Consider the following 12,418-nt stretch of genomic DNA (forward strand, 5'->3'; position numbering starts at 1 on the left):
CGCCGATAGAGTTGCGTCATGGAGCGTGACGGGGTGGAGCGCCTGCTCAACGCGGCCAGGGCCGACAGCAGGCGGTTGCGCCACGCGCTGGCGCTCCTGTGCGACGGCCAGTGGTGGACACTGGCGGACCTGATCAGGGCCACCGCCACCGCACGCCGCACCATCGAGACCCTGCTCCACGAGCTCCCCCTGGAACGCACCGCGGACCGCTTCCGGGTGCCGCTCAGCCACGCCCCCGGCTACCAGGACCTCTTCGCCGTGGCCCCGCCCCCGGAGGACCCGGTGGCCCACATGGTCCCCCACTACTCCCACGCGCTCGAACGCCTCACGGGGCTCGTAGCCGCCGCCCCTCGCGCCCGCCACGTGCTGGACCACGTCTCGGCCACGCCGGAGACGGCGCTGCGCCGGGCACTCCTGCTCGGCGCCCGCTTCTGGCTCCCCGGCACGCGCCTGCTCTGCGTGGGCGACCACGACCTCACCTCGCTGGCCGTCAAGCTCGTCCACCCCGAGACCGACGTCACGGTCGTGGACATCGACGAGCGCATCCTGGCGTACATCGACGACCAGGATCTGGGCGTCCGCACCCGCTGGGCCGACCTGAGGCTCGGCCTGCCGGCCTCGGCCAGGGACCACGACCTGGCGCTCACCGACCCGCCGTACACGCCGGAGGGCACCAGCCTGTTCGTGGCGCGCGCCGTGGAGGGTTTGACGGACGACGGGCGGGTCCTGCTGGCGTACGGGGCGAGCGAGCGCACCCCGATGCTGGCCTTCAAGGTGCAGCAGGCGCTGTCGGAGCTCAACCTCGCGTACGAGGCCATCTATCCCGACTTCAACCGTTATTTCGGCGCGGAGGCCATCGGCTCGGCCGCCGACCTGTACATCCTGCGCCCCACCACCAAGACGCGCCCGGCCGTGACGTCCCGCCTGAGCCGCTTGGCCACCGCCATCTACACCCAGGGGCCCCAGGCCATCGAATCGGCCCAGACCGCCCTCTCCGCCCGGCGAACACCCCGTCCCGCAGATCACACGGCCCCCGAGCCGGCCGGAGAGGTCCCTGGCCTGCCGCCGGACTTCGTCCCCGACCTACTGGTGGGCGACTGGCCGAAGGACCTGCGCCCGCCCCGGGTCAAGCTGTCGACGTGGCTGGCCAAGCCCTACGCCGCCGCCGTGGACCGGGTCGCCGTCGCCGTGCCTCCGGGCCTGGAGGCCGCGCTCCCGCGCCTCCTCCTGGCCACCCGCGCCGCGCACGTACGCGTCCTCGGGACCGCCCTCCCCCCTCTGCCCGACGTGCTGAGCGCCGTCTACAAGGCAAGCGCCGACGCCGGCTCCCTCGACGCCATACGCCTCCCCCAACCGGACGGCGACGCGCCGAGCGTGCTGCGCAGGATTCTGGACAACGGTCATGCCAAGCTGGCCAACACCTGGCGGGAGGGGCTCATCGCGGTGGCCCGCGCCAAGGGCACGACCCTCACCAAGAACGAGGCCCGCGCCCTCATCAGCGAGGCCGCTCCGTGGTCGGACGGCCTCACCCCGCTGGAGGCCCCGCTCCACCGCCTGGCGGCCCTCCCGGAGGCGGTCTCGGCAACGGTCGCCGCCCTCTCGACGACTATCTGAGCCCAACCACGGGTCGACCGGAGCGGGCTGAGCACCTATCAGGGCGACTCCGGGCTCGGTCAGACGGCTTCGAGCTGGGCCGGGAATGACCGCGTCGATCCATCTCCGTTCGGATCGGGCCGGGTCCCGCCGGGGACAGGTTCCCCGGGACCCGGTCCGGGCGAGGCAGGTCAGGGCAGGCGTGGACAGGTCGGGGCAGCTCGGGGCGGGTGCCCGTCGACGCCGGACCCGATCCCACAGGCCATTCCGTTCGCGAGGTCCGCACCGAAGCGATCCGGCAAGACCGGTTGAGACAGGTCTCCGCCGGCCCCGATCCGGCAAACTCCGATCGAGACAGACCCCCGACCCCGATCCGGCAAGACCCGGTCGGGACAGGCCGGACCAAAGCACCGACCACTGCCCGGTTTCCGGCAACGAGGCCTGCGCGCCGGCGCTGCGGTGGCGCGCGGCCGGCGGGCACCGCCCGGACGGTAGGTAGGCCGGGCGGCGTGCCGAGGTGGCCGAGTGGACGCGGCGAAGGGCCCTCCGCCGCCGGTGAGGCGTCCCGCGCCTGCGGAGCCGAGTCCGGAGCCGGCTCCGCGGGCGGGGCAGTCCTGGCAGGGCCGCGCCCGGGCGGGCCAGGTTCGGTCCGGGAACAGGCCCGGTCCGGTCAGGTGGCGGCGACGATGCGCCCCTGGACCACGCGCCCGAGGCCGTCCAGAGCGACCAGGGCGGCGACCAACTGCTGGGCGGGCGCCGACCCGCCGGCCCAGCTCACCGTCACGTAGTGCCCCATGGCACGGGCCTGGGCCCGGCTGCCGGCGGCGTCGAACATGATGCCCTGCCGGATGAACCCGTCCTTGCCCAGCGCCGCCACCAGCGCGTCGGCCGCCCGCCCGTCGCTGAGGTTGAAGATGACGAACTGCCCCGCCATCGTGTCCCCTCTGTACGTGGCCTGCAGCGCCTGTGTGCAGCCTGTGGCGGAGGCGCCCCAGAGGACCTCGTCGCAGTCGGTGAACTCCCGCGTGCCGTCCAGGCGCATCGTGCCCAGGGTCTGGGTGGCCGGGGTGAAGACCTCTCGCAGGGTCAGCGGGGCGGCGTCGTTCTGCCGGGTGTCGATGGTGGAGTAGAAGGCGGACGTGGACTCGCCGTGGAAGGCGGCGGGCCGGGGATCGTCACGTCGCAGCCACAACCACCCGGCCACGGCGATGACCACCACGTTGGCGACCACGACGGAGATGACGACACGTCGGGACATCAGCGGGCCGCTCCTCTCCTGGCGACGACATTACGGACACACTTCGCGCTGGATCGCCGGCCCGGCGCACCACCGAATCCGGCGACCGCCCGGACGGGCTCCAGAACGCGGGAGGGTTCCAGGCCCAGGGCCGATTCCAGGCCCAGGGCCGATTCCAGGCCCAGGGCCGATTCCAGGCCCAGGGCCGATTCCAGGCCCAGGGCCGGCTCCAGGACGACGGTGCGACGATGGCGGGTGCTCTGCTGGGCGGGCATCAGGAGGACGGTCCCGTGATGGTGACAACGCGGCGGTAGACGGCCTTCTCCGCCCCCCGAAGCGCCAGCGTGAGCGAGACGAAGTCGTCCTTGGGGCCGGGCTCCGTGCCGTCGATCCGGCCAAGCCAGACCAGGCCGACGTAGTGCCCGAGGGCATAGCCGCCGGCCTCGGAGTAGCCACCCGGCGGGAAGGCGCCCTTGGACGACGTCAGGGGGCGTGCCCAGCCGCCGCGGTAGAGGGTCTTCAAGGACTCGACCAGCTCGGCCGCCGACTGGCCGTCTTTGAGGTTGACCAGGGTGTACTGGCCGACGTACCGGCCGTCGGAGCTGGCGTACAGGCCGCGGGCGACCTGGGTGCATCCGGCGTCCGACACCTGTTCGAGCAGGCCCTCACCCCAGAGCGCGGCCGAGCAGTCGGCGTCGAGCTGCTTGGCGACGAGCTTGAGCTTGAGCTTCTTGGAGACCGCCAGCTCTTTCTGCCCGAACACCTCTTTCTCGGTGAGCGCCCGGCCGTCCTTGGTCCGGTCGGAGACGGGGTCGAACAGCTTGGGCGATCCCCATCCACGGAACAGTTGCGGCAATGTCGCGTCGGGCCCCACCACGGCGGCGCTGGCCTGCCGCTCCGGCGAGTACGTCCCGATCGACACCGCGACGGCGACCACTCCCGCCATGCCCGCGAGCACGCCGACGACGGAGACGATGATGACCAGCAGCCGCTGCCGCTCCGGACGGACACCCCAGTCGGTGAGCAACGGGAACTGCCAGTCGGAACGTGGCGTACGCCGCCGCTTACGGGAACCGGCCGCTCCCTGTCCGCCCTCATCGGCATCACCGGCGGATCGTCGGCCCTCACCGGCGGCGGCCGTCAGTGGGTCACCGTCGTCGATGACACCCGCCGGCCGACTACTGCCGTCCGTCTCCGCAGGTGACTTGCGGTCCTCAGCGGAGCGCTCCCGTGACCGGCCGCGCCTGCCGAGACGGGATGCCGTCCGGTCGCCCGCGGCCAGATCCGCCGAGGGCCTGTCGCCTTGACCGATTTCGGGTGCCGAGTAACCGCCCTGATCGGCGTTCGCCGCCGTTCGCCCGTGCTGATCGTCACGTCCATGGTGATCGGCTCCGGGTATCGATGAGCGTCCGCCACCGGCGTCCGCGGCGTACCAGCCGTCGCCATCGGCGCCGCCCGCCGACGTGCCGTCACCGTGCCCGCCCACTGCGGACCGGCTACCGCGCCTGCCCTCCGACGAGCGGCCACGACCACGCGAGCGCCCAGACCGGCCGCCGCCGTCCGGGCCGGCCGCGGACCGTCCCTCGTCATGAGGGCCGGCCGTCGACTGCGCGACACCGGCTACGCCGCCGCCGGCCGCACCATGGCCATACGTGCCCGCCGCCGGCCAGCCGCCGGTGGAGCCGACGCCGCCCGGGCCCGTCCCCGACCGGCCGTCACCGCCGGCGGCAACGCCGCCAATGGGGCCGCCACCAGTGGGAACGGCTCCTCCGGAGCTGCCTCCGAGTATGCCGTCGCCCCCGGGAGCGCCTGCCGTGGGAGCGCCCTCCATGAGCCCGTCCCCGAAGAAACCTGGGCCTCCGTGAGCGCCACCAGTGGCATCGCCGCCGAATGACCTTCCGCCGGCGCGGCCGCCACGGGCCCGTCTGCCACCGGCGGGAGCACCGTCACCGGTGCCGCCGGCGGACACGCCACCGCCCGCGGAACCCCCACCCGGCAGGCCATCCCATGCAGAGCCACCGCCGACCAGGCCACCCCTCGCCGGGCCCCCACCGGGCAGACCACCACCCGAAGGACCACCACCCGAAGGACCACCGCCGAAAGGACCACCGCCAGGCAGGCCACTCCCGGCGGAACCGCCATGGGCCAGATCGGCCTCGTCCGGGCCGCCACCGACCGGGCCCGTGCCTTCCGTGCCAGGCGCCGGGCCGCCGTTCTTCGAGCGGGATCCAGCTCGTCTGCGGGCCATCACAGCCCCGACGCCCCGATCAGGTTGCCGACGCCGAACGTGACCCCGGCCGCGACCGCCCCCACAGCGAGCTGCCGCAGCCCGGAATACCACCAGCTGCGCGCCGTCACGGCTGACACGATCGCGCCCGCCGCGAACAGCGCCGCGCAGGACATCACCGCCGACACCGTCAGCCCTTGGGCCCCGAGCACGTACGGCAGCAGCGGCACCACCGCGCCCACCGCGAAAGCCAGGAACGACGACACCGCGGCGACCATCGGCGACGGCAGCTCGCCGGGGGCGACGCCCAGCTCGTTGCGGGAGTGGACCTCCAGCGCCCGGTCCGGGTTCTGTGAGATCTGCCTGGCCACCTCGGCGGCCAGGTCCGGCTCCACGCCCTTGTCGACGAAGCTCCGGGCCAGTTCGGCCCGCTCGTCGTCGGGGTGGCGGTCGAGCTCGCGCCGCTCCACCGCGATCTCCGCCTGGGCCAGCTCGCGCTGGCTGGCCACCGACACGTATTCGCCGCCCGCCATGGACAGGGCTCCGGCGGCCAGCCCGGCGACGCCGCCGAGGGCGACGACCTTGGTGTTGGGCGTGCCGCCCGCGACACCCGCGATGAGCGCGAAGTTCGACACCAGGCCGTCCATCGCGCCGAACACCGAGGGCCGCAACCAGCCTCCCGTGACGTCGCGATGCTCGTGGTGGGCCTCCGCGCGACCGCTCATCGCGAGTTCTTCCCCTTCGTCACGGTTTCGGCCTCGGCGGTGTCGCCGGTGTCAGCGGCTCTGGCGTCCGCGTCGGCCTCGGCTGTCCCGTTGGCGGCGTTGGCGTCGGCGTCTGAGTCGGAGTCGGGCCTGGAATCGCCGTCCCCGGCCGCGCTGGTCTCCGTCTCCGCCTTGCCGTTCTCGATCCGGCCCTCATCCGCCCGAGGGGTCTCGTCCTCAGAGACGGCGTCCTTCGGGCTCTCGGTCTCGCCGCCCCCGGCCGCGGCGTTCCCGTCCTCGCCGGTCCCGTCCGTCGCCGTGCCGGTGTCGTCCGCCTCGCCGGCGGTGTCCTCGGCCGCCTCGCTGCCGTCTTCCCCGGGGTCCGCCTGGTCGGCCGGGTGTGCCGGGTCGGCCATGGTGGACGAGGGCGGTACGACGACCTCCACGCCCTCCTTGTTCCTGGTCGCCCAGAGGTAGATCAGCGCCCCGACGAACAGCACGATCGACGTCCACTGGTTGATCCGCATCCCGAGGAACGTGACCGCGTGGTCCACGCCGCCCACCGGGTCGATGCGCAGCCCCTCGATCCAGAACCGGCCGAGCGTGTAGCCCGCCACGTAGAGGGCGAACAGCCGCCCGTGGTGCAGTGCGAACCGGCGGCCCGCGAAGATGAGCACGAAGCCCAGCGCCACGTCCCAGAGCGACTCGTACAGGAAGGTCGGGTGGTAGAGCACGCCGGGCTCTCCGCCGTGGTCGGCGTCGATCTCCAGGCCCCACGGGAGCGTGGTCGGCGAGCCGTACAGCTCCTGGTTGAACCAGTTGCCCCAGCGGCCGATGGCCTGCGCGAAGGCGATGCCGGGGGCGACCGTGTCGGCGATGGCGGTGAAGGACAGGCCGCGCCTGCGCACGGCCCACCAGACGCCGACGCCGCCGAGCGCGATCGCGCCCCAGATGCCGAGGCCGCCCTCCCAGATGAACAGCGCCTGGTGGGGCTCCTTGATCGCGCGGCTGCCGAAGTAGGTCTGCCAGTCGGTGATGACGTGGTAGAGCCGGCCGCCGATCAGGCCGAAGATGACCGCGGGGACCGCGATGTCAACAATCGTCCCCTTCTGGCCGCCGCGGGCGCGCCAGCGCCGCTCGCTCAGCCAGACGGCGACGATGACGCCGAGCACGATGCACAGTGCATAAGCCCGGATCGGGATGATTCCGAGATACCAGACCCCCTGGGAAGGGCTGGGAATCGAGGCAAGGGGCATGTCAGGTGAGGGTAGCGGAAGCAAGCCTACTTAGCCGCCTCCGTAACCTGATCGCGCAGTTGCGACGGGCTGAAGACGACCGCATTGTCTATTTCTGTGCCGTTCAACTTCACCGTCGGCGTATGGGTCAGCTTCTGCTCGTCACCGATCTTCTTGCTGTACGACAGCTGCGCCTGGGCGTTCTTCTCGGAGGTGACGCACTGCTGGAAGCCGGGCGCGGTGACCCCGGCCTGCTGCCCCCATTTCACGAGCTCGTCGGGCTTGAAGCCGGTGACGGTCTCGGCGGGCTGGTGCTCGAAGAGCAGGTCGTGGAAGGCCATCCACTGCTTGCCGTCCGCGATGCACCGGGCGGCGTTGCCCGCGCGTACGGAGTTGGACTTGGTCGGCTCCTGCGAGAAGATCGTGATGGGGTGGTAGACGACCTTGGCCTTGCCCTCGGCGGCGAGGTTCTTGAACGTCTGCCCGCTGACCCGCTCGGCCTCCTTGCAGGCCGGGCACTGGAAATCCTCGTAGATGTCGACCACCGGCGCGGTGACACCGGCCTTGGCCATGACGACGCTGCCGTCGGCCTGCACGGTGATCGGCGCGATCGCGCTCGTGGCCTCCTCGGAACGGGACGTGCTGGCCGCGTACCACCAGCCGAGCCCGACGGCGGCCACCGCGACGGCGCCGGCGGTCACATACGTCACCATCCTCTTGCGCTTGTCGCGGGCCCGCGCGGCGGCCTGCTGTTCCTTGATCTTCTCGCGTGCGGTCATGGACGTCTTCGTCCGCTGGCCCTTGCTCATCACTGGTCCTCCTCCTCGTCAGCACTGTCGCCCCCCAGGCCGAGGGCGCCGTCGAGCGCGAAGTGGCCCGGCGGGAAACGGACTGTCCAGGCGCCGAGCAGCACGAGGCCGAAGTCACGCAGGATGTCGAGCAGATAGGTCGGCTCCTGCCCCACCCCGAGCTGGCCGCCGCCGCCGAAGCAGCCGCAGTCGATCCGCAGGCCGTTCGCCCAGGCCCAGGCGATCCCGAACACGAACGCGAACATGAGCAGCCCCGCGCTCACGGCGGCCACCCTGGTCAGCAGACCGACGACCAGCAGCACGCCGATGACGATCTCCAGGATCGGCAGGGCATAGCCCACCGGGACGGCGATCGACTCGGGCAGCAGCTGGTACGCCTTGACCGCCACGACGGAGTCCGACGGGTTGCCGATCTTCAGCGCGCCCGCTGCGATCAGCACCCCGCCCAGAACCAGCCGGGCAACGGTCGTCACCCAGAGTATCGCCGTTCTGACGTTGTGTGACGATAGCGACGCGGCCACGGGTCATCTCCTCTGTCTCTGTGCCGGGAAGCGCACAGTACCGAGACTCCATATGACCACGCCCGGGATAAGCATCAGCTAAACCAGGTTTCTACCCCCTGAGCTGCGATGTTTGCGGCAATCAGCCGCATGTGAACCGCGCTTCCCCCCAATCGGCGTGGTCGTTTCCGTTGCCGTCGCCCGCGTCGCCGGCCACGAGATCCACGTACCGGGCGCCGGACAGATCGGCGACCAGTTCGTACGCGTCGTCCGCGGCCCTCAGCACCGGGCTGCGCGCCCGCTCCACGCCGTCGGCCAGCACCGCGAACCGCACTGACCCGCGCGTTGCCTGCGCGTCGTCCACCCCGGCGAACGCGCGGAACGCCGAGCACCGCCCGCCCAGGTAGAAGCGGATCTCGGCGGGCGCGTGCGTGCCGAGCCCCTTGGCGAAGGCGCGCCCGCCGATGACGATCGGCCCGCCGTCGGCCTCGTCGGTGTCGCCGTTGGACCGGTCGCGCTCGACGGGACCCCAGCCGTTGGCGGCGCTGACCCACTCCAGGTCGCTGGCGTGGGCGTCGGCCGCGGGCGGCGGCGGCAGCGTCCGCACGCGCGCCGCGGCCGCCAGCGTCCTGGCCGCGCCGCCGACGGTGTAGGTGACGGTGGCCTTGAGCTCGTACGTCGCGTAGGCGGCGCCGGCGGGCGGCGTGACCTGCCACGCGGTGGTCAGCTTGCCACCCGGCTCCACCGTGCCGGTCCCGTCGCCGGCGACGGCCCATCCCTCCGGCGCCTCCAGCGCCACCCGCACGTCCTGGGCGGCCGCGTCCTCCAGGTTCGTGAACACGGTGGTGACGTCGTTCGCGGCCCCCTGCTCGAACGCCGCCGAGGCGGGTGTCAGCTCCAGCGACCCGCAGGCCGGCGCGTCCTGCGCGGGCCCGAGGTCCGTGACGGAGAAGTCGTCCAGGATGAAGTCGGCCCCCGCCTGCTCCGGCCGCAGTGAGCGTAAGCCGACCCACACGTCGCCGCACCCGCCGACCACCCGCTCGGTGAAGGTGGCGGTGGTCCGCTGCTCGGGGATCGTCGTGCGCCGCGTCTCCACGCTCGCGCCGCCCGCGTCGTAGCCGGTCACCCACTGGTACGTGTCCGCCTGCGCGTTCTGGTACGTGAACGACACCTCGTAGGCCCGGCCGGCCTCGAACCGCGCGGTCCACGGCAGCGTACGGTAGATCAGCCCTTCCCGCTCCTCGTGGGCCTTGAGCGACCAGTCGCCGTTCAGCACGTCGTCGACCGCCTTGCCGTTCCACCCGGCCTGCGTGTACGGCTCGTGCCGCTCGGCCAGGTGCGTGCGCGCGTCGAACGACCCGCCCGCGTCCCCCTTCACGAACGGCCCCCACCCGGGCTCGGCCGACTCGAACGTCTCGGCGCGGCCCGGCGGCTCTCGCCTGATCAGCCGCACGTCGTCCACCCGCACGTCGCCGGGCGCGGCGGAAGCCGTGATCCGGAACGTGACGCCCTCCCCGGGCGCGGTGAACGTCACCTTGACCCGCTGGAAGAAGGTGTCGTGCTTCTCGTCGGAGGCGATGTAGTTCCTGGCCGTGGACCGGTGGATCGTCACGGACTCGCCGCCCGCCTCCAGCGTGGTCTCGCGCGTCTTGCCCGGCTCGACCTCGACGAAGGCGGACGCGGTGTACGTGCGGCCCGGCTGCAGGCCCGTCAGCCGCTGCTCAAGCCGCGCTTGGGCGCCGCCGCGGAGGAGGGCCACCCGTTGGCCCAGGTCGTCGCGCTCGGCGCTCACGGGGCCGCTGACGCGCCATCCGGCGAGCCGGTCGCCGTTGAAGCCGGGGTCACGCACCCCGCTCCCCTGCCCCCACCCGGGATCGGGCTGCCTGGGCGCCCTGCCGGGGTAGAGGACATACGGCACGCCGGCCTCCGCCCGCAGCGTGATCTTCCCGCCCGCGGGGCTGACCGTGCCCGCGGGGACGCGGCCCTGGTCGGTGAGCTTGTAGACGCTCATCGGCCGGTCGGCCTCCCACGCCGTCGTCCCGCCCGCGGGGTTGTAGTGGTAGAGCCTGCCCTGCCACGGCAGCAGGTACGCCGCCCCGTCGAGCACCTTGCGCCCGCCCGCGAACCACTCCCGCCTGCCGTCCCGGTACGTCCCGCGCAGCCCGCCGGTGAACACGATCTCGTCGGCGGACCAATCCATGATCTTGTGATGCTGCAGGAACTTGGCGGGCAGGTTGTGCTCCCAGATGTTGCGGTAGAACGCGGTGAAGTCGTTCTCCGCCGTCCAGCCCTCGAACTCGACGATGCGGGCGTTGCCGAGGATCGGGTGGGAGTTCCAGACGTCCTTCTCGTGATTGCGGATGAACCGGATGATCTGCGAGTTCAGTCCCTTGTTGGTGACTCCGCCGTAGTTGAGGTCGTTGGCCCAGTGCGCCCACAGCGACGACCGCTCCAGCTTGTCCGACCACTCGGTGGTCACCTGCCAGCCCTGCGCCCGCAGCTCGGCGAGCGTGCGGTCGGCGACCCAGCCGAACGGGCGGAACACGTCCACGTACAGCACCGCGAGGTTCCGGTCGGTCTCCTCGCGCAACTGCCCGAACCGCCTGGCCAGCGTCCCCCGGGCAAGGTCGCCGCGCTGGTCGATCAGGTACGCCTGGTCGAGCCAGTTCCACCCTTTGGCGTCCTTGTTCACCAGTTGCTCGCTGAAGTTCTTCGCCTCGGGGTAGGACTCGGTGGCGTTGACGTGCACGCCGAAGGTGGCGTTCCAGCCCTTCCCGGCCTTGAGCAGCGTGTTCAGGTCCGGCAGCCCGCCGGCGCGGCGGTTGTAGTTGCCGCCGTAGTCGGGGTGCGCCGCGTCGTGGCCCTCGGACTGGTAGCCCTTGAGCAGCGCGAGCTGCCCGAGCCCGTCGGTGGCCAGCGAGATCCGCTTGACGTCGTCGAGCGTGCGCAGGAACGGGTGCGTGGCCTGGCTGGAGAAGTTGAACGGGATGTGGATCACCACCCGCTCCCTGGTCCGCTCCGCGCCGGGCGCCCGCACGCCGATGCTCCGGAACGCGACGGCGCCGTCCTGCCAGTCCAGCGTCCCGTCGCCGTTCGCGTCGGGGGTGACCACGACCTTCGCCCAGGGCTTCTCCTCGGTGAACGGCGCGCCGGCCGCCCGGTGGGTCCACTGGCCGCTCCACACGCCCACCGTGACCGTGCCGTCGGCGCCCTTCCTGGCCTGGTGCCAGAACCTGGCCGCGTCGCGGTCGGTCGCGCCGGAGGGGCGGTCGTAGGTGGAGTTCGACTCGATCGCCGCGGCCAGCCGGTCGGTGTTCACGATCGCGTACGTCGCCCCGATCGGGGCCGCCTCGGCCGCGGTGTCCCGCGTGACCTGGGCGAACACGTCGGCGGTGCGGGTCGAGTTCGGGTCGAGCCTGGTGAACGCCGTCGCCGCGCCCGGCTGCTCGCTGGAGACCGACACCAGGTCGTGCCCGGGCAGGTCGATGGTGCCGACGCGGAACGCCTCGGTGTCGGCCACCGAGTCGATGCCGAACGTCGTCACCCGGCCCCTCACCCCGATGCTCGCCCCGAGCTCGACTCCCGGCAGGCCGTCGAAGGTCAGCCGGTATCGGGCGGTGGCGCCGTCGTTTCCGGTCAGTGCCGCGATGGCGGGCCGCGCCTGGCCGTTCAGCACGACGGCGGGCACGCCCGTGCTGCCGCCCAGGGTGGCGCCGCTCGCCCGGTCCACGTAACGCAGGACGCGCGGGAAGCCCGGGTCCAGCTCCACGGTCAGCGCCGCCGACGAGATGCTGATCGGGCCGGCCACCTGGGCGGGCGTGGGCGGCAGGTTCTGCACGGTCGGGCTCGGCGGGGGCGACCCGGCCTGCGAGGCATCGGGAGAGGGGAGCTCGTAGGTGGGCGTCGGCTCAGGAGCGGGCGGCTCAGGGTCGGCGAGCGCCGCGGCAGGCGGGCCGGGGTCCGCTGAGGACAGGGCCGGTGCGGTCATGGCCGTGGCCGCGAGTGCGAGGGCTGCTGCGAAGACAACGGGACCTTGACGCATAGGTGTCCTTCCGGGTCATGCGTCACATCGCTCGGGAGCCCCGATCATCACCCGGCGCGGCAGCGCACGCC

Annotated in this window: 10 protein-coding genes; 2 read left to right on the forward strand and 8 right to left on the reverse strand. The window is 72.4% G+C overall.

Annotated elements, in window-relative coordinates:
* Positions 1–18: 18 nt before the first annotated feature.
* Entirely contained in the window at positions 19–1,614 is a 1,596-nt protein-coding gene (locus ACIBX3_RS37655; protein ID WP_397125301.1) for a bis-aminopropyl spermidine synthase family protein, read from the forward strand.
* A 649-nt stretch (positions 1,615–2,263) separates the two neighbouring features.
* Here the strand turns inward: ACIBX3_RS37655 and ACIBX3_RS37660 are convergent.
* From ACIBX3_RS37660 to ACIBX3_RS37670, 3 genes are read right to left on the reverse strand one after another with little or no spacing between them, the layout of a single operon-like run.
* Positions 2,264–2,851: a hypothetical protein gene (locus ACIBX3_RS37660; protein WP_397125302.1), complete on the reverse strand. Its 588-nt coding sequence runs from the start codon at positions 2,849–2,851 to the stop codon at positions 2,264–2,266.
* A complete protein-coding gene (locus ACIBX3_RS37665; RefSeq protein ID WP_397125303.1) occupies positions 2,851–3,105 on the reverse strand; it encodes a hypothetical protein in 255 nt (84 codons plus the stop codon). The genes ACIBX3_RS37660 and ACIBX3_RS37665 overlap by 1 nt, the downstream gene beginning before the upstream one ends.
* The gene (locus ACIBX3_RS37670; protein ID WP_397125304.1) at positions 3,105–3,857 is read right to left on the reverse strand and encodes a hypothetical protein; all 753 of its coding nucleotides are present in this window, start codon (positions 3,855–3,857) and stop codon (positions 3,105–3,107) included. The genes ACIBX3_RS37665 and ACIBX3_RS37670 overlap by 1 nt, the downstream gene beginning before the upstream one ends.
* A 561-nt stretch (positions 3,858–4,418) precedes the next feature.
* Here ACIBX3_RS37670 and ACIBX3_RS37675 point away from each other — a divergent pair.
* The gene (locus ACIBX3_RS37675; RefSeq protein ID WP_397125305.1) at positions 4,419–4,724 is read left to right on the forward strand and encodes a hypothetical protein; all 306 of its coding nucleotides are present in this window, start codon (positions 4,419–4,421) and stop codon (positions 4,722–4,724) included.
* Between the two features lie 353 nt (positions 4,725–5,077).
* Here the strand turns inward: ACIBX3_RS37675 and ACIBX3_RS37680 are convergent, their stop codons facing one another.
* The 5 genes from ACIBX3_RS37680 to ACIBX3_RS37700 all read right to left on the reverse strand — a co-directional run bounded on the left by ACIBX3_RS37680 (position 5,078) and on the right by ACIBX3_RS37700 (position 12,347).
* A complete protein-coding gene (locus tag ACIBX3_RS37680) occupies positions 5,078–5,782 on the reverse strand; it encodes a VIT1/CCC1 transporter family protein (RefSeq protein ID WP_397125306.1) in 705 nt (234 codons plus the stop codon).
* Complete coding sequence (gene lgt / locus ACIBX3_RS37685) at positions 5,779–7,017, reverse strand: prolipoprotein diacylglyceryl transferase (RefSeq protein WP_397125307.1); 1,239 nt, start codon at positions 7,015–7,017, stop codon at positions 5,779–5,781. Before lgt ends, ACIBX3_RS37680 begins: the two co-directional genes overlap by 4 nt.
* A gap of 26 nt (positions 7,018–7,043) precedes the next feature.
* Positions 7,044–7,805 carry a DsbA family protein gene (locus ACIBX3_RS37690; RefSeq protein ID WP_397125308.1) on the reverse strand — a complete coding sequence of 254 codons (762 nt, stop codon included), beginning with the start codon at positions 7,803–7,805 and terminating at the stop codon, positions 7,044–7,046.
* Complete coding sequence (locus tag ACIBX3_RS37695) at positions 7,805–8,278, reverse strand: DoxX family protein (RefSeq protein ID WP_397125309.1); 474 nt, start codon at positions 8,276–8,278, stop codon at positions 7,805–7,807. Before ACIBX3_RS37695 ends, ACIBX3_RS37690 begins: the two co-directional genes overlap by 1 nt.
* 169 nt (positions 8,279–8,447) lie before the next feature.
* Positions 8,448–12,347, reverse strand: a complete 3,900-nt coding sequence (locus ACIBX3_RS37700; protein ID WP_397125310.1) for an endo-alpha-N-acetylgalactosaminidase family protein — start codon at positions 12,345–12,347, stop codon at positions 8,448–8,450.
* Positions 12,348–12,418: the final 71 nt, after the last annotated feature.

It is taken from the genome of Nonomuraea sp. NPDC049480 (assembly GCF_044465905.1).
Lineage (GTDB): Bacteria > Actinomycetota > Actinomycetes > Streptosporangiales > Streptosporangiaceae > Nonomuraea.